The 19,114-nt window shown below is 37.0% G+C and carries 16 protein-coding genes and 1 tRNA gene; 1 reads left to right on the plus strand and 16 read right to left on the minus strand.

The window, feature by feature from the left end:
* Nucleotides 1-4: 4 nt before the first annotated feature.
* From G586_RS0115670 to pssD, 16 genes are all read right to left on the minus strand, one after another.
* Entirely contained in the window at nucleotides 5-937 is a 933-nt protein-coding gene (locus tag G586_RS0115670; RefSeq protein ID WP_196811623.1) for a hypothetical protein, read from the minus strand.
* Nucleotides 938-1,001: 64 nt separating this feature from the next.
* Nucleotides 1,002-3,023 carry a glycosyltransferase gene (locus G586_RS25155; RefSeq protein WP_051204844.1) on the minus strand — a complete coding sequence of 674 codons (2,022 nt, stop codon included), beginning with the start codon at nucleotides 3,021-3,023 and terminating at the stop codon, nucleotides 1,002-1,004.
* Nucleotides 3,023-4,567, minus strand: a complete 1,545-nt coding sequence (locus G586_RS0115680; RefSeq protein ID WP_026528489.1) for a hypothetical protein — start codon at nucleotides 4,565-4,567, stop codon at nucleotides 3,023-3,025. The genes G586_RS25155 and G586_RS0115680 overlap by 1 nt, the downstream gene beginning before the upstream one ends.
* Before the next feature lie 10 nt (nucleotides 4,568-4,577).
* On the minus strand, nucleotides 4,578-5,768 hold the full coding sequence (locus G586_RS0115685) for a nucleotidyltransferase domain-containing protein (protein ID WP_026528490.1): 1,191 nt from the start codon (nucleotides 5,766-5,768) through the stop codon (nucleotides 4,578-4,580).
* Between the two features lie 26 nt (nucleotides 5,769-5,794).
* Complete coding sequence (locus tag G586_RS0115690) at nucleotides 5,795-8,206, minus strand: CotH kinase family protein (RefSeq protein WP_026528491.1); 2,412 nt, start codon at nucleotides 8,204-8,206, stop codon at nucleotides 5,795-5,797.
* Nucleotides 8,203-8,775, minus strand: a complete 573-nt coding sequence (locus G586_RS0115695) for a VanZ family protein (RefSeq protein WP_026528492.1) — start codon at nucleotides 8,773-8,775, stop codon at nucleotides 8,203-8,205. Before G586_RS0115695 ends, G586_RS0115690 begins: the two co-directional genes overlap by 4 nt.
* Before the next feature lie 3 nt (nucleotides 8,776-8,778).
* Nucleotides 8,779-9,684, minus strand: coding sequence for a glycosyltransferase family 32 protein (locus G586_RS23415; RefSeq protein WP_081674415.1), 906 nt, complete (start codon nucleotides 9,682-9,684; stop codon nucleotides 8,779-8,781).
* Complete coding sequence (locus G586_RS0115705) at nucleotides 9,653-10,600, minus strand: capsular polysaccharide synthesis protein (protein WP_026528493.1); 948 nt, start codon at nucleotides 10,598-10,600, stop codon at nucleotides 9,653-9,655. The genes G586_RS23415 and G586_RS0115705 overlap by 32 nt, the downstream gene beginning before the upstream one ends.
* Complete coding sequence (locus G586_RS0115710; RefSeq protein WP_026528494.1) at nucleotides 10,587-11,966, minus strand: hypothetical protein; 1,380 nt, start codon at nucleotides 11,964-11,966, stop codon at nucleotides 10,587-10,589. The genes G586_RS0115705 and G586_RS0115710 overlap by 14 nt, the downstream gene beginning before the upstream one ends.
* A 9-nt stretch (nucleotides 11,967-11,975) precedes the next feature.
* Nucleotides 11,976-12,908: a glycosyltransferase gene (locus tag G586_RS23420; RefSeq protein WP_051204846.1), complete on the minus strand. Its 933-nt coding sequence runs from the start codon at nucleotides 12,906-12,908 to the stop codon at nucleotides 11,976-11,978.
* Nucleotides 12,905-13,903 carry a glycosyltransferase family 2 protein gene (locus G586_RS0115720; RefSeq protein WP_026528495.1) on the minus strand — a complete coding sequence of 333 codons (999 nt, stop codon included), beginning with the start codon at nucleotides 13,901-13,903 and terminating at the stop codon, nucleotides 12,905-12,907. The genes G586_RS23420 and G586_RS0115720 overlap by 4 nt, the downstream gene beginning before the upstream one ends.
* Nucleotides 13,875-15,284, minus strand: coding sequence for a polysaccharide biosynthesis tyrosine autokinase (locus tag G586_RS0115725; RefSeq protein ID WP_026528496.1), 1,410 nt, complete (start codon nucleotides 15,282-15,284; stop codon nucleotides 13,875-13,877). The genes G586_RS0115720 and G586_RS0115725 overlap by 29 nt, the downstream gene beginning before the upstream one ends.
* A 15-nt stretch (nucleotides 15,285-15,299) precedes the next feature.
* Nucleotides 15,300-15,569: a lasso peptide biosynthesis PqqD family chaperone gene (locus G586_RS0115730; RefSeq protein ID WP_035773435.1), complete on the minus strand. Its 270-nt coding sequence runs from the start codon at nucleotides 15,567-15,569 to the stop codon at nucleotides 15,300-15,302.
* A 4-nt stretch (nucleotides 15,570-15,573) separates the two neighbouring features.
* On the minus strand, nucleotides 15,574-16,977 hold the full coding sequence (locus G586_RS0115735) for a sugar transferase (RefSeq protein WP_026528498.1): 1,404 nt from the start codon (nucleotides 16,975-16,977) through the stop codon (nucleotides 15,574-15,576).
* Between the two features lie 10 nt (nucleotides 16,978-16,987).
* Nucleotides 16,988-17,476, minus strand: a complete 489-nt coding sequence (gene pssE / locus G586_RS0115740; protein WP_026528499.1) for a PssE/Cps14G family polysaccharide biosynthesis glycosyltransferase — start codon at nucleotides 17,474-17,476, stop codon at nucleotides 16,988-16,990.
* A gap of 20 nt (nucleotides 17,477-17,496) precedes the next feature.
* Nucleotides 17,497-17,967, minus strand: coding sequence for a PssD/Cps14F family polysaccharide biosynthesis glycosyltransferase (gene pssD, locus G586_RS0115745; protein ID WP_026528500.1), 471 nt, complete (start codon nucleotides 17,965-17,967; stop codon nucleotides 17,497-17,499).
* A gap of 487 nt (nucleotides 17,968-18,454) precedes the next feature.
* Between pssD and G586_RS0115750 the strand changes: the two genes are divergently transcribed.
* Nucleotides 18,455-18,528 (plus strand) — tRNA-Met (locus tag G586_RS0115750).
* Nucleotides 18,529-19,114: the final 586 nt, after the last annotated feature.

Raw genomic sequence — 19,114 nt, forward strand, 5'->3', positions numbered from 1 at the left:
CACCTCAATAAATAATTCGTTCAAAAATCCTATCAATAATCTCTTTTCTTGTATCTAATCCATTTTCCCTTGTTACCTCAAAAACTCTTATCTGATTGGCAAGAGAAAAACACTTTAGCATCTCATTTGGCCTAAGTTCAAATCCTTTGCCATATAACCACTTTAAAAAGAACATATCTGTTATTGCATTCACCTTATCAGCTCCGGAGATTTCCTTAATTCTTATACCATTTTCAAACTCATCATCAGCAGCACCTTGCAAAATGCTATTGATAATAATGAGAGTATCAACTTTTCTCTTCTCACATACAAATATATCTGACCTCAGATAGGAAAATTTGTCCCGGTCCTCATCAATATATGTGAGTTCATTAAGATCCAGGCCTCTGTTTACAGCTGCATCTCTGCATACTTTCTGTTCAGGAAAAGCAGGATAAGCATATGCCATGCCATCTTCAAATTCGATATCTATCACAGAGATATCATCTGCCATTAGTCTTGCTCCACTGTCAATAAGCGCCATTGATGTGGTGGATTTCCCACTACCACTATTCCCGCATACAAGAACAGTACTATCTCCGATTAAAATACTGCTTCCATGAAGAACGATCTTATTTCTCTGTGTCATGGCGACAGCAATGCAATTCCCAAGGAAAAAGGATCGTATGACACTATCCGGAACATCCTCAAATTTCTCGCATAGCATTCTGGAACGATTATCAACAGTTTCAATCAAAAAATCACCAACCTGATTTCTGAACCAGACTGAGTTATCCGTAATTTTATCTTTTCCACCCTTTTTAATGATATCTGCGTATTCTTCTGATAAAGAATTGCTATCCCTTAGTTCTATGGTTAAATCGCAGTCATTGTCCACTGAAGTACTCTCTTCAATTGCTAAAAGTTGCGGAAACTCAATATTTGATTTAACCACCATTCCATATAATTGATAAAAATACATTCTGTCACCCATCAAAACCTAAACACCAATCCCGTTCTCATTATTTCTTTGAAAGTATTGATTCTGTAAGAACTACAATATCATCCGACATATCTAACTTATCCTTTGTGATATTCGAATTTAGCATGAGAGAAATAAGATTATTTAGTTCTTTAACATCATTTATATATCGTATGTATTCGCATTCACAAAATGTCTTATATGTTGCATATACCTTATGGTGATTATTGCCCATTACAATACAGGGAGTTTTTGTTATCAGTGCAAAAATCATTCCGTGAAGTCTGTCAGTAACCACAAGCCTTGCATTTCCAAAAACAGAAAGTTTCTTTTCAATAGCATTCTTCCTTTCCTTTGGCTCTATGGAATAATGAATACATGTATCCGTTACAAATACCTTCTCCGAATACTTTTCACAATCCTCCATTATTTGGAGTTTATCCTGTGAACTAAGAGCACTCTCTTTATCAGACCTTAAGCATACAACTATGCCTTCACGCTTTTCTGCAGACAAATATGACGCATCGTACATTGAAACCACATCATGGAGCTGCAAAATGGTGCAGTCGAAGTACTTCTTCATCAGTTCATACGATCTGGCGTCTCTGGCAAGAATTGTTATATTTCTGCAATCCTTGATCGCCTTTTTGTCAGCTTGAAGTTCCTTTCGACCATCACTGTCATCGGAGTAATATACGGTCTGAGGCATGATTATTATGCGGTTATCCTTGAAGGTTCTTAATACCTTCCTTCTGAATACCTCTGCAAACTCATACAGGTTCCCAAAGTTGCCGCCACCCTGGCATATGATCACATCATCAGGCTGTATGCATTTCTTTAAGGCCAGTATTGCTCTGTTAGTGTCCCAACCATCAACTATAAATGGCTGAAAATCAGAATCGCCTTCACACATGGTTCTGAGCAAATATGCTGTCACAAATGCGATTGCATGATCCCCCAGATTATCAAAGCAGGGAAGTTCGAAGCAAACTATACGGCGCTTCTTCCCATTGTCCAACATAAAATCAAAGCCTTGTTTTTTCTGCCTTATTCTTGCTTTAGCCACGCGAATTCCGCGCATCCCTTTTTTGAAAACATTCTTACTGTTTACATAGAGCTTATAAAAACGCTCATCTTTCAAATATACTGAAATAAGGCTTTTATCCTTTTGCAATACCTTTTGATTAGACAAAAACTCGTTTTCATGTTCCTTCAAATATTTTTTTGTATCCTGTACATCACTAAGCGCTGATGCTTTATATCCACTTCTTATGTCAGAAAACAAATAAGGAAGCAGTTTTGCCATGGAAAACTCATAAAGATCAGAATATCCCTTCAAGCGGAAATACTCAGTTCTTTCCTCCTGCCCAAGGCATGTAGCATGACATCCCTTATGCCATGAAGCAGTAGATTTGTTAAATGAAATCCCATCGGTTCTTTGAAGATAATAATAAAGATAATCAGGAATCTTAACTATTTTTTCAGCTTTATCAAAAAGATAATAGGTTGTAGCTACGTCTTCATAATTCCTGCCATCAGGATATCTGACACCATCAAACAATTCAGCTCTATAGAGCTTTCCCCATGCATAGCTTCTGATATCATCATCTTCAATGAGTTTCTTAAGCGCTGTATGCTTATCAAACACTCTTATCTCATCCACTACTCTGTCAGCAATTAGAAGTTTTTCTCCTTTTTCCTCATAATGAGAACAAATTGAAATCTGAGCAGAAGCATCAATTGCTGCTTCATATAATCTCTTTATCATGTCATGATGAACATAATCATCACTGTCAACACAGATAACCCAGCTTCCCTTTATCACATCAAGGGCTGCATTTCTAGCGCTTGAAAGACCGCCATTACTCTTGTGTATTACCCTTACTCTATAATCTTTTTCTGCATATTCATCGCAAATTGCTCCGCAATCATCAGGCGAACCATCATTAACCAGGATTATATCAAGCTCGCGATAGCTCTGATTCAAAATGGAATCCACACATTTTCTCAGATACTTTTCAACCTTATATACCGGAACAATTACACTAACAATCTCATTCATTAAATCATCTGCCTATTCTGTCTTTTTTGAATATATGACTTTGCCTTTTCAATAAGATTCTGAGCGCCTTCTGTCTTGTAATACACAGCAATATAAAGGATTATGCTGGCTAAACCTATTATTACTGCCTTTACAAAAAGCATAGCCCAATTCTGAGGTTTAAAACTTTCCGTAAGAAGTCTTCCAACAACAATAGTTACCGCAGTCACAGCAATGTTAAAGAGTATCTGTTTAAAATATTTTCCTGCACTTTTATCAAAATACTCTTTAAATAAAAGTTTGGGTTCATACCAGAAATACGTAGTTAACCTTGCTATAGCAGAAGCAAAAATAACACCTGCCACTCCCAATATCTTTCCAAGTAAAACTGAAAGAACAATATTCTCTATCGTTGCGAGAAGCATTATATACTTAGTTTTCTGATATAATCCCGTTGCATCTCTGTATAACCATAACGGCTGAAGGACACAAGAGAAAAATGTATTAAGAGTAACAGCAATGACAAGTAGCTTTGATAATACGTAATCCTCTCCCAGCCATACTCTGATAAAATCATCAGCAAGAAGACTGTATGACACTACAATTATTCCGCAGAGAATAAAGCTTATGGACTGTATCGTCTGAAATACATAATATCTTTTTTCACTTTTCTCTTTAGCGATGACGTTACCAATACTTGCTGTCATAGCCGAGAAAACAATTTGCTCTATCAGAAGTAGCTTCTGACTGAGCATCAGATAATTGGAATATAATCCGACAGCAGCAGTACTTATAACGATAGAAATAATGATATTATCAGTAGCACTAAATACTGTAGTGGATACCTTGTAAATAAAAACAGATTTCATATTCTCTATGATCCTGTTTTTTAGTCCAATATCCGTATTCACGTCAGCCTTAATATGCTTTATGTATGGATATTCCTGTTCTGCCTTCCTTGAAGCAATCAGGTTATTGATTATTCCGATAGCAGTACCAATACCAAGGAACAGGATATAATTTCTAAATAATACAAGGCTGAGAATCTGCAAAATTACTTTGACAAAATTCGTTGCCATCCTGATATTGACTACCATATAGTTCTTCTGATCCGCAGTAAGCAGTGTAGTCTTATACACAAACATATATGATGTCACTACACCTGCAAGTGAGAATAGATAGTATATCTCAAGATGTGGTATTTCTCTTTCAGTATTAACAATCAATCTTAAAAAAGGGATGCAGCACAGTCCCAGAACAAACACTGCAATCGCTATGATATTGTAAACCTTCTTATAAAAAGCAACTAATGCTGCGATTTTATTCTCATCCTTATCAGCCAGTGGTTTATAGAAGCTATATGCCATCGCAGTTGAAAATCCAAGATCCGCCATGGACAATAAGGTCAAGACATCTGAAAAAATTCCATTTAAACCAAGATATTCATTTCCCAGGGTGTGAATAAACACAGTTCTTGAAATAAAGCTTAAAACCATGTTTACTACCTGATTTAGAAAACCTACGCTGATATTCTGCATAGTTCTTTTAGATCTGCTAACTTCCATGTAATTCTACCTATCTCCTAAACCCAAGATCCAATCTGTGATAAATCTCAAGCATTTTGCTTACTTCCTCTTTATCAGCATTTTCTATCTGACTTCTATGATCCCTTGAGCTTTTATTTGCAACACCGCAAATACCACGTATGATCCATGCCACCGGAAGTAGAAACGGCATCTTGGAAAGCCATGGATATTTTTCCTTCATGAATTCCAAAGACGGAAAATAATAGTGCAATTTTATATGATCATCAGAACCCTGTGCCTCTTTTGCAAGCTGACCCCAAACTCCGTTTTCAGTCTTACCATAAATGCCACTATTCACCATATATTCAAAGAGATTCTCGTAAAAAGGCTCACACTCCTCATCATCCATCCAGATAAACGCCAACCTTCTCATATTTTTCTCGAATTCATATATTCCGCATTTTTGAAGCTCTGCTTTTAGATATTCCATGTCCATTTCCGCTTCATATTTTCCCCAGAACACATAAATATCCACAAGGTTTCTGATTCCGCATCCGGTTTCAAAAAAATGCTTTGCCATATGTGAAATCATATAAACATAAAAATCTTCTTTGCCAAATTCGTAGGTATACTCTGTTCCCTCTTTAAGGTTTGCCCTGAAATTATCCTTAAAATAGACATGCTGCTGCTTTCCTGCATTAGCATCAAAGAGACACCAATGCACTTCAACCACAAGCTCCTTGCCTTTGGAGAAAATCATATGATGCTTTATTAGTCCATGATTTTTATACCCCATGGATTCCATAACTTTTGATGCATTATCAAGACTATCGTCATATACAACCAGATCGATATCACTCATCTCTCTCATCTCGGGAGATGGATAAATATTCTTCATTATTGTCCCTTTAAGGACCTGGTGCTTTATTCCATTTTTTTCAAAAGCAGCAGTTATCTCCTTAGCGGCAAAAACCTGCATAAAGGTCTTCATCGTACTATAGACGAGTGTACCTTTGATCGCCTTATTTTCGTCGCATTCTCCTGTTACCTTAAGTATTGAATTATACAAAAGGTAGGGCATCTGTCCCCTAACTGCAATCTCCATAAGCTCCGGTAGCGTAATCCCCTCCGGTATTTCCGATGGTTTTCTGTTTTCAAAGGTCGCCTTTATAAGTTCCCTTGTATATTTTCTTATTACTGTAATATCAGCCATCTGTTTTTCCCCTGCATTTTTCTTCATACCTGTTTACTCTTCAAAGCATAACCTTAATTCCCTGAGTCTGTGATTTCTTCTGCTTTGAGTTCCTGGTCCTCAGGCTCTTGCTCGATCTTTTCCTCAATAACTTTCTCTTCAGGTGCTGTCTTCTCAACTGCTTCTCCAGCATTATCTCTGGTTACGTTATTCCCAGTTTCAGCTGTTATATCTTCAGCCGCCTCTTGTTCCTCCGTAAGTCCTTCTTCATTAGTAATATCTTCTTCGCTATCTGTTACTTTACCTTCTTCTTTTGCTCTTTCTTCTTTCGCTTTTTCTTCTTTCGCTTTTTCCTCTTCCATCTCAGCTATTATTTCTTTTGCCTTTGCAAGATTGCCTCCAGCCTCGGCAAGTTCCTTCGCATAAGCAGCAATATATTCCGGTCTCTCCTCTAAAAATACCTGAATATCTTCAATTCTCATTGAATACTCTTTATCAGATAGATTTCCGAAAAATCTCGAATATGATGCCATTGCAGGTTTTCTTATGAGATTATCAATAGATTCAAGCTTCTCATTACATACCTCATAATCAAAGTTTTCCTTAATCAGCTTATTCATTCTGCTCTCAAGCTGTTTACAAAACTCATCATTCATCAAAAGCGATTGGAATAAAAGATCTCCTTGCATTCCCCTCTGCAGAAACGTATTGATGGTCGGAGTCTGAAGGTTAGACATGTACATTGTTTCTGATAGATCGCCACACAGAAAACGCCATTTTCCATCTGCCTTTCCTGTTCCATCAGTCCTTACCGTCCTCCAGGCCGTGCCTTTTGCCGGTGAAAAGGAAGCATTACCAAGAAATACATTAAAGCATACATAATCAATGAAATTATCTATATCCATCAATCCCTTAACCTGGTCATAGTTCGCCTTCACTGACATATCATTGTAGGTCACAAAGTAATAAAATGAGTTGAAATTATTTTCATTATCACCGTCGTTACGGATTATAAGCTCCTCATTTGCCACGTCATATTTCTGACCAATGTATTTTTCGTCAAGATGAGTACGTAACGTATATAATCCCCAATATTCTCCATCCAGAAATAAAACACAAGGCTGATATCTGATAACTCCGATATCCGTTTCCTCCGCGAGAGAATCAGCCATGAGATTTCGGACTTTAATATCATTATCTTTCTGATTTGTAGACAGGCTAATCTGTCCCTCAGATGAAATGAAATCCTGTATTGAGGATCCTGAATATTTTTTATAATCTTCATTGTCTATGGTGATGGTAAAGCTTTTTTGTCTGGCAGCAACATGAACATCAGCATCGATATTAATATCTGCCATTATCTCAAATGACTTATCCTTGGTAGGCTCATAGTATTCAATCTTCGACGCTTTTTTCCATGCATTATAATAATTCGCATAGTAGTCACCATTCAGCCCCTGAATAAGTGCATCCTCACGCGTTTTTCCTGCAGTATAAATACCGTTAGCGTAGTCAAAAAGATTCTCCGGATCAGTGGTTATGGAAATAACGGGCAGGTCTATATAATCACTGTCTTTTGTAAGGCCAACATAATATGCCTGGCTAATCTCTCCAGTAACAGAACCAGATGCATTCACCTTTATCGCACGGATTATCATTCCTGCGTCAACTGTTCCCGGCATATAACCGGAACTAAATCTGTTATAAATTGCCTCTCTTGCATATACATACTTTGAGCCTGACTTGTTTACAATACTTATAGGACTCTCGTACTCTGTTGATTCAGTTGTCGGTTTACTTCCATCCGTGGTGTAATAGATTTTCTCGCCTTCATCACACTGAAGCTCAAGTCCAAATCCACTGTCATAAAAACCACCGGGAGCTGACATAGCAATTCCATTGTAATCAACATACTGAATATCTTTTGTTTTATTCTGCTTGCCCTTAGTAGGCTTCATGTATCCCCAGATATTATTCTCAGCATCCACAAGCCCATAGCTCTTTTCATCTTCGAGCTTCGGAACAAGAAAAGTCTTAACAACTTCTCCATCAGCATCGGTGATTGTAAGTACATTTTCATTGGATGCTCCGGGATTAGCATCTAATTCCACAACATAATACCCGTCCTTTTTAATGACTGTCTTGTCTTCAACTATTGTTCCCTGCTTGCCGGATATTCCAAACTCTAAGCCTGAAATGTCGATTGTCTTTGAACTGTTATTGTGGATTTCTATCCACTTATCAGAATTTATCTCTGTTATCTCAAGATTATCCATTGTTGTGCTGTTTATACTTGCTATGGTATCATCTGTAACCATAGAACTGTTTTTCTGAAGCGACTCAGATATCATCTGATCTCTTCTTCTCGATAAAAGAACAATCAGTAAAAGAAGCACTAACAATAATGTACTTAATATTACAATAGCGATATCCTTCTTACTTAGCTTATGCTGCTCACTATTACTATCCTTTTTTATAAACTTCATTTTTTCATCCTTTTAACTATAATTGCCAACACAATGACACAAAGGGCTCCAAAAAAGCTCCCTGCAACATTGGTGAACAAATCTGTCACTTCAAAGTTTCCTCTTCTGCTAATATGCTGCACGACTTCAATTGAAAAGCTTGTTAAAAAGCCTGTGAGCGTAGTCATAATAATGATTCTTACAGGTCCTTCTCCAATTCTTCTAAGGCCAATAAGAATTCCCCATGGAACAAAAAGCATAAAATTCAACAGACTGTATATTGTATCTCTCATGGAATATATTCTTGTCTTGGTAAACCCAAGATTAAGATGCGTATATATTCTTCCCGGTGCAGAACCCGGTTCTCTTCTCAACATAGTAATAAGAAGAATAACTCCGGCGTATAGCACAATAAAAAAAACATGTACTATCTTTAATACAGGTGTTCCTTTTTTAATATGTAGGATATACCCTGGGCCAAAGCAGACTAAAACCGCTGCTATCAGTATTATCATCAGGTCACTAAAATATATCCCTCTTATCTGTTCAAGAAACAGTAACCAAAACTGTCTAATATCAATCCCATTCATATGTTATAACTCCGGTAAAGCACTCCCCTTTTTCTGTGCTAACGAATATTCATAAAACGGAATATCTTTCTTTAATCTGTCATATCTGCGCTTACGTACTATAATCTGAACAAGATCAAAAACCTTCTGATTCTTTTTCAAAGCCTTCTTTACCCTGTTTTTTATACTCTTAGAATCATCGGTTTTTATTCTCCATTCCCCGGCACAAAGGTGTACTGCATAATGCTTTCCAAGAAGCGATCCTATTTCAAAAAACTCCTTAGGATAAATTACAAAATCTCCGAGATCCTGATATTTATTGTTCAGTACAAAATCCGGATAATGCTTCAGAATATAGTATGTGTAATAATAATTACTTGTTGCATATCCATGGACAAAAAGCTTATCATCTTTAAATTCAAATACTTTGCCCTTACGTTTGTCAGCGCCCTTAACTATGACAGTCTTATCATACATATCAAGGAGTCCTTTTATTAAAGGATTTCCCTTCTTACTTCCTATGATTGCCGACCCAACGGAACAGTCAAAAATAAAATTCAGGAACGCCTTGTGATGAAGAAGCCCATCAAAGCTTCTGTTTACCTTTACATCTGTATCAAGGTAAATCCCACCATATTCATAAACTGCCTTAAGCCTGTAATAATCTCCAATAAATCCAAGCTGTCTGTCACGATAAGTATTTCTTACAAAGTCATTCTCATCGAAGCTGCAATTACTCTCATCCCATCGCATGATGGTATAGCCATGAAGCTTTTCCCAGGAATCAAGACACTTCTGCAGGTCTTCCGGAAGTGGCTTTCCTCCAAACCAGCAATAGTGGATTATCTTTGGAATTTCATTGCCTGCTTCAGGAACAATGTTCTTTATTTCATTTACATCAGTTGTTTGCCTGATTGATGACAACATCATAGAATGTTCCTTTCTTACTAATCTTGTCTGCGTCAAATCTTGTACTAAGTTTATGTACACCTGTGGTCTTTTTTAGAACTTCATATTTCACAGGATCAAAATCATCATATATATAAGTTGCAAGTACATGGGACTGTGCCTGGCTAATTATCGGCATATCCGCATACTCTTTTTCATAATACTCATTCACTATGGTCAAAAATATCTGATAAATATAGTAGTTAGCAGCATGGTCATAATCCTTCCAATATGCAAACAGCAGCTTCTGAAGAAGGCAAAGCATATTGTTATTTGTACAGCTGTGAATAAACCAGTTGTTAAGCTCCATGATCTCAGGATTAAATCCAAAGTAGTAATAGCTAAACATAAATAATGGCAGCTTATCGATATCACTTATTAATGCATCATCTGTAAAAAAGACAGTTGAATCTATCCAATAACCACCATACTTTATGAGAAGTTCATTTCTTACGAGATCGCTGTAAAGTGCATTCCCAATGATTCCTTTTTTCCATTTTTCAACTATATAATCCGGAAGCTTTACATAATCCCCGATATTAGTCTCATCCAGAAAAACAAACTTTTTATCCGGCATAAATGCTTTCTGACTCTCGATACATCTCTTTACGATGTCAGGAGCCTTATCAATTCCCTGGAGCCACATAATCCATACCGTGCCGGAATTGTTTTCCTTTGGCAGCTTTTCCCAGGGTCTGTCCTTAGTGCATACCTTCAGATATCTTTTTTTAAATCTTTTATACAGTATCATCCTGTGCTTTTGCCCTGCCATAACGCTGTATAAAAAATTAGTTTTTTCGTCTGTATACTTAAGCCTAAGAATCATCTGATCATAGATAGTTCCAAGAAGCATTCTGTCCTTTATTCGATTCAAAAGCTTATTGTCATTTCCTGGCATATCCAAATACTCTCTTTCTAAAGTATTTACTGGGGGCTTCCGGGACATACTCTACCTTTTCACAGCAAATATATAGTGCAAATAAGACATAGAGATACTTCAAAGTCTGCAGTGAATCAGCAATGTACAGATGTATGCAATAGCATATAGCTCCAATAATCAAAACTCTGAGTAATGCAGAACGAGTCTTGATAAAGTCCTTTATCATCCTGACTCCCATATATCCAAGAAAAAATATATATGCAAACATACCGGGATATGCATATCTGATATATTCAGCAATATAGAAATTGTCTATTGATTCAACAACTAATCCATTAACATTACTTTTAAACGCTCTTTTCCTACCTATGCCCAAAATAGGATTAAGCCAATCCACATGAAAAATCTGTTTTAACAAATCTCTATATGCAGCACTCTGATGTAATTGTGTTGAGTCTGCTCCATATTTTGCAGCAAGCTGTGTATGGAATATTGAATCTATAACGCTGGTAATCTGCAGAAGAATATATTGACCAAAGGAGGTCTTCTGCAAACCAAATACAGCAATAAAGAAAATTGTCAGAGAAGTTATCACAATAAGGAGATTCATTCTCTGGTATTTTCTATCTGACAAAATAAACATAAGGAATACTTCAGCAAACATTATTCCCAAGCTTGATCTTGATCCTGTTGAAAAAATATTTACTATTATCCCAAGAAGCAGTAATGGTCTTCTAAATATATTAAATGTTTTGCTTTCAACATCGTATCCCGCCAAAGGCATGGCGCTCACAAGAAGAAGTCCATAACCAATTGAATGGATGCAACTGCTCATTATTCTGTAATGGCCACCCCTTATATATCTTCCTGTATATATATGCTTTATGGTTTCAAGATATGCAAATGGTGATTCCTTCATAACAATTTCAACAAATCCAAGTATTACAAGAAAATAAATAAAATACTGTAAAGTCTTAATTGTTTTATCAACGCCAATAGCATCTTTTATCACATAAATAAGCAGATACATTTCCAGAAATTCAATAAAAGGATTCAGAAAAGCATTTATATCTCTCCTTAGAATCATGGTATATAACAAAACAATGATATACGGTAGCAATATAAGCGACATCCTATCCTGAACTATACAATCCATGAATTCCCGAAGTCTTGTGTAATCAAACACAATAAATACCAGCAATATAATAATTGCAATCCTGACTATAGTCAGATCAAATAATGGATTAGGTATACCAAAATACTGTGGCATAACATAGAGTGCAAAAAGATAGAAAATGGCACATCTGTAAAAGATAGTCTTCTCTCTTGGATCTCTAACGTATTTACTTTTACTATTCTCCTTATTTTTCTTTATATATTGCATCAATTATCCTTACTTAAACGCCATCAAAAATTCTACCGGAATAGATCTTCTCTTGTGATAACAATCACCATATTTTAGAAGAATCAGTGAATTAAAAAGCCTTCTGTTCTGAATCAGTTCTATTCTCTTCTCTGTGGCTGTAATATGTTTTTTTAGCAAAGCGGCTTTACTACTTGATTCACCCTCTGAATCATTAACAAACTTAAGTGTTCTTTCATGACTCTTCTTCAGATCTCTCAAATATTTAAGTCTCTTATCTTTCTCATGTTCCTTATGAAGTGTGACATTGTTTGCATGGAGTCGCCTTTTCAGTGTAACCTCATGCAAAAAATATAAGCCTTCCATGGCAAGTGCAAGCTTCCAGACAAATTCATCATGAGCCCAACCCTCATACCAGTATTCATCTATTTTATTAAGAAAGCTTCTTCTCATAGCCATGGTACAGCCCTGACATCCGATAAAAATATTCTCGGAGGTAAACTCCAGCTTTTCCATGCTTCCATCATTTTTAAATTTTGCCAGCTCCCAGCGCGGAACATCCGGCGCATCATCGGAACATTTAAACGGCTCAAATTCAGAGCCTATCATCAAAGCATCCGGTCTTCTCTCAAAAGCCTCTATCATCCGCTCTACACGTGTTTCAGGCCAAATATCATCCTGATCGCTAAAAAAAACGATCTCACCTCTGGTCTTTCTTAAGGCACCGACGAAATTAGATGCATAACCGAAGTTTTTTTCATTGACTTTAAAATCGACCTTATCACCAAGTCCATTGTCTTTAATGTAGCTTTCTATAACAGCGGCCGTATTGTCACTCGAAATATCATCCCTGATTATTACTTCATCAACCGGATAAGTCTGATTAAATATGGAATCAAGCTGCTCCTTTATATACTCTTCCCCATTGTATGTAGCCATTGCTACAGAAATAAAATACTTCATCCTACCATGACCTTGGACAATGCTTTTGCATATATCCTGCAATTCATTTTATTAACGGATCTTATGTATAATCCTATCTTTCCCTGAAAATATCTGTTTTTCCTATAATCAGGAAATTCTTTGTTAACAAATTCAAATGTTTTATTTAGTAAATCCCTCTTTATTGCAGGGTCACCGACTCTTCCTATCCTACTTAGATTGCTGCAAAAGGCAATCTTGACGCAAAAGTATTCAAGCTCAGCTTTATACTTTTCATAAAGCCCATGCTGTCTGTAAAAATCGAGAATATCATTTAGTACACTGAATATGTCTCCGACTTTTTTGCCAAGATTTGAAGTCATTGTAGATTTTTGCCTGACACTGTAATAGACAAGCTTTTCATCAAGATATGACTGCTTTTTTATAAATGGAATTGATTTGATGTAGAATGATGTATCCTCGTATATCATTCCTTCCGGAAATCTTACATCCCCATTTACCAGAACACTCCTCCGGTATAGCTTATTCCATGGTGAAACCTGCGGATCAAGAAAAAGTTCTCTTGGATCACTTCGGGCAGTAATCGTTCCCCTGGTTTGTATTTCCTTGTACAAAGGCATACCGTTTTCATCTGATGAATCAAGCTCAAGCATGCTGTGATAATGACACTCAACAAGATCCGCATCATCCCTTTCTGCAATTCTAAGAAGTTTTTCATACATCGTTGTATCAACATAATCATCAGAATCAGCAAATCCGATATAGTCACCGGATGCCTTCTGAATTCCAAGATTTCTAGCAGTTGCCTGACCACCGTTTTCCTTATTAAATACCTTGAAAAAATCAGGATACTTTTCGCTATACTCCTTCAGAATTGCAGGAGAACCATCAGTTGATCCGTCATTTACAGCTATAATTTCAAACTCATTCTTAGGAATAGTCTGATTAACAAGTGCATCAAGGCATCTTCTCAGATATTTCTCCGTGTTATACACTGGCAGTACTACGCTTACCATACTCTCCACCATTTACATATTCTTTGTGGTTAAAATCCTCGGACTTAGCAGATATTCCGTTATAAATGAATCCGCAAATATTCGCATCAACAGCTTCAAGACGTCTGATAATCAGCTCTTCTCTCTCAAATCTGGTAGCCATCTCTCTGATTACTACAATGAATGCATTTGCAACATTATTTATTTCTACGCCGTCTGCCACAACACCTATAGCAGGTGTATCAATAATTATTACTTCATATTTGCCCTTGAAGTTATTGATCATTCTCTTCCACTTATCACTGAGAAGAAGATCTGTAGGATTGGGCGGGTAAGTTCCGGTTGTAATAACATCAAGATTAGGCATTACTTCTCTGTTTATGTTAAGCTCAGCAAGATTAGCCAGATAATCGCTAAGACCTTTCTTTTCAGTTATCTTGAACTCCTCAGCTATATTTCCGTTTCTCATGTCTGCATCAATAAGAAGGGTCTTTTTGCCCATCATTGAAAAGCTTATGGCAACGTTTATGCTGTTTGTTGTTTTACCTTCTGAGTAGTCTGCACCGGTAACGGCAAAAACCGGACATGCATTCCCACCAAGAAACAAAAGGTTGGTACGAATATCGTTATATGCTTCCTTAAGCACGAACTCACTGTCAGGAGAAAGCATTACATCCGGCTTTCCATCCTCTCTCTTCTTTTCAACAAGCGGAACCATTCCAAGTATCGGGATATTAAACATATCTTCGATCTCGTATATTCTTCTGTATCTGGTATCCATAAGTCCCCTTATAAGGAAGAAAAGAGCTGAGAGAACACCACCTGCAAAAACACCTATTAAAGCCATTAACTTAACACTAGTAGACTTATAAGGCAGTGTAGGAAGTATAGCTTCATCAAGGACTTCTATTCCACCGGATTTTACAATGCTGATGATCTTATCCGGTGCCAGTGCTCCGATTGTATTAGCAATTATCATCGCGTTATACGGATTTGGATCATATACAGTTACCTTAAATACAGCTGTTCCTCCAACCGCAGATGCCTGAATATTCTTTGCAAGATATGCAGGAGTATAATACCTGGGATCAAGCTCTGCCTCCTCAATAATGGATGTAAGAAAGCTTCTGCTCTTAAGAATCTGCATATAAGAATTCAAAAGTGAACTTGCTTCAGACAAATCCGAACTAGAAAGATTTATACCATTGTCATTTACATAATCCGGCTTACTGTAAACATAAAGAGATATCTGTGCTGCATAGATATCCTGCCTGAATAAGAAAGATCCACCTCCGGTAATCGCTCCAACAATAAGTCCGATAAGGATCATATATTTCAGCTTTGTCTTAATGATCCAGAATATTTTCTCCAGATGAAAATTCTGCAAAATAGTTTTTAACATTTACGTTTCCCTTCCTTAAATGAATTCATATTCTTTAAGCTTTGTAAGGAATTCATCAACAGATTTCTCGCATTCTTCCTCCGAGACATCATATTCCTCAAGCAGCTTTTTAATTATATCTCCTACAGTTATCTCTTCCTGAATGAGATCCCAAATATCATTTCCTGATCCCTTGATCATGAAATACTTTCCGGATTCAAAATCTATCATTACTTTTTCTCCGGATAAATCTGTTACATTCAGATTCTTCTTTAATTTGATAATATCTCCTCTATTAATTCCCATAACTTTAATACGCTCCCTTTCTTTTAATCAAAACTCCTATTGTTTTTATTATGATTTGTATATCCAATAGCAATGTCCAATTATCTATATATTTAAGATCAAGCTCCACAATCTTATCAAAATTCGTGATACTGCTTCTGCCGCTCACCTGCCACATCCCTGTTATTCCGGGCTTAATACTTATTCGGCGCCATTGCGACCTTCTGTACTGCGAAACCTCTTCAACAGTAGGTGGCCTGGTTCCAACAATACTCATGTCACCGTTAAGGACGTTGAAAAACTGTGGCAATTCATCAATGCTTGTTCTCCGGATGAATTTTCCCACTCTTGTAACTCTGGGATCATCCTTCACCTTAAACATGACTCCATCCATCATGTTCTGGTCCTTCAACTCATCACGTCTCTCTTCAGCATCCTCACACATACTTCTGAATTTATAGATGCTAAAGGTTCTACCATTCTGTCCTACTCTCTCCTGCCTGAAAAGTACAGGCCCTTTGGAATCGATTTTTATTGCGATTGCTGTCAACAGCATTACCGGCGAAGCTATTATCAAACCCACAAGGCTTATCAGAATATCCGATATACGCTTAATGAACTGCTCATACGCATTAAGCGATACTGTATGATAAATTATCATCGGGTAAGTCCCTATCGAACTCACATAACTATTGGAACGATTTATCATACGAGTATTATCAACATCCATCACAACCTTGACCGTAACTCCCATCTCCAGGCATATATCTATATACCTCTGGATGTTACTTAAGCTGTCATCTGAGTGTTGCATGAAATAGATACACTCAAGTTCGTGATTCCTTATTATGCCTTCAAGTTCTGACAGATTTCCAAGTACGTTAAATACCTTCTCTTTTAGTACTCCTGATTTAAGAATGTACCCAACATTCTCAACTCTCATACTTGTTTTGTTGAGAAAGTAATTGAACTTCTCGTACTCCTCAAATACGCCGACATACGCTGTTCGCGGTGCCTGATAATTTGAAGTCACCATTTGCACAAATCTACTGACCAGCATATTCAGACATATGGCCAAATAAATCATTAACAAATAATACAGATGGAATTTTCTGACATCAGGGCCGGCATTATAAACGTACATAATTACTATTGTCGTTATCGATGCCAACAGCCATGACTTAGTTAAGATTTTCCAGAACCTGTCCAAATAAAAGAATAGCGTCACATTGTAAATCCGAGCCTCTTTATTGGATAGGATATATACAACGCCAAAGACAATTATCGGCGCAAGACATTCCAGATATGCTATCTTTTCTATGTACTTACTAAATAGAGCCCTTTCTATCAAATACACAATGTAGATCAGCACCATGTCAGTGAGCATCTGAACAACATTGGTATTCGCTCCCCTGTTACTGCGATTCATTCCCTAAAACTTAACCTTCATCAAACATATTCATGAAATGTAGGATCTTGTCTTCTACATTTCCCCCATTAACCTCATACGGCTGAAAATCAAATGTACGAGCTTTTTCAATGTAATTTATAAGTTCATTGGTGTCTTCACAGCAAAGGACTGAGCCTTTGCCGGAAAACGCCTTGGCAATTTCTGTCTGGTGATCATCCACATGTTCATCAAACTTGGATAATCTCGGTACTACTATTACGGGCTTATCAGCCTTAATACCGGTTATGATTGTTCCGACACCGGCATGAGTAATAAGTAAACTGCAATTCTGAATCTTATCGACGTACTCCTTCTCATCCATAAAATCAACATATTCACAATGCTTTGGCTTATATGTTGAAGTCCCTCTCTGAATGAAAATGTCACCTTTTACATTGCCTGCTTCAGCAAGCTTATCAACTGCCTTAAGCAGTCTGTTCATTTGAAATTTCTGCGTTCCTAATGTAACAAATATCAAAACAAAGCCTCCCTATCACATCAGAACATCTCTCCCCCAAGCATAGCCTTGGGATAACGTTCAAGCATATCTTCCCACTGAACCATGAACAGATCCGCGAGATTGTACACAAGTTTACCTGTCAGTGACGGATTATAAACTCTTGCAAATGACTCAATATAAACGACCTTGATACCCATCATCTTGCCAATCACACAAAACGGATAAGCAATAAGTGCTCCCGTAGTAATGATGTAATCAGGCTTTTCCTTTGCCAAGATCTTGATCGTCCTAATAAACAACCAGATAAACTTTGGCAGGAAAAGTAACTGCTTCCTGTCCATCTTGGGCAATAAGTATTTCCTATCACAGAAATGCTTAAGCTCAAAATCACTCTTTTCAGTCACAAGAAAACAGTCGTATCTTTTCTCGATTCCTTTAAGCTTGGAAATTTCTTCTAAATGGCCTCCTGATGAGGCAACGAATGCGACTTTACTAACCCCTCTTTTCATATCGTTTCTTCCCCGCTAATCAATTTAACCCCTGAACATAAATCATATATATATTTTTTCAGACGAAAATTAGAAACTATTTATATATAATTTATAATTCTAACAATATTGTTACAAATATACACCCACTTTCATAATTAATCTATTATCTTGAAAGAATTTTCCAATTTTTGGTTACTTGCACAAAAATGAAATGTATCTTTTTGTAAGTTATAGCAATTTTACTAGAGCATATATCTATATGTTTTAACATCTTGCTGAAACGTAGATATCCGTTATAGTTTCCTTGTTATCGTTCAGGGCTTAAAAAGCATAAAGAAGCACAAATTTGTTGACCAAACCTGCTATTCTGGTTACGATTTATATAGTCTTTCAAAGTACAAAATAAAAAAATAAAAAAAATTCAAATTTATTGTTGACAATAATCTCGTAAAACTATATACTAGCTTTTGTCGGTCAGCGAGATACGCGAACCGACACCTCATATGGCGAGATAGCTCAGTTGGCTAGAGCACGCGGTTCATACCCGCGGTGTCGAGGGTTCGAATCCCCCTCTCGCTACTCCTAAAGAGAACCAGTTGGTTCTCTTTTTTATTGTTCAGATTCGAACTCGAGACGCCGCGGGTTCCCGCGGTGGAGAGGGCGCACGAGGTCCTGTGGACCTCGGCTCTGCGCCGACCGGAGCGGAGCGTAGACCGAATCCCCCTCTCGCTACTTAAAAGGAATCCTTTATGGATTCCTTTTTTGTATTTCAAGAAATGATATTTGAATCCGAGACAGCGTGGGTTCCCTCTCGCTACTACTAAGAGAATCTAGTTTGGATTCTCTTTTTTAGTTCTAGTAGCTTTATCGCTGCTTCTCAGGGAATCCATCTCAGACAAAATATATCCTTCATAATCGCGGCCGCAATTAATGGTTTCTGCCATTTGCGGCCGACATATTCATTATTACAAATCCTAAATACAAATCATTTCTTGCATAACCGCGGCCGCAATTGATGATTTCTGCTCTTTGCGGCTGACATATTCACTATTCCAAATTCTAAATACAAATTTTTTCTTGCATAACCGCGGCCGCATTTAATGATTTCTGTTTTTTGCGGCCGACATATTCACTATTCCAAATCCTAAATACAATTTTTTTCTTG

Source organism: Butyrivibrio sp. VCD2006 (assembly GCF_000423925.1).
GTDB lineage: Bacteria > Bacillota > Clostridia > Lachnospirales > Lachnospiraceae > Butyrivibrio.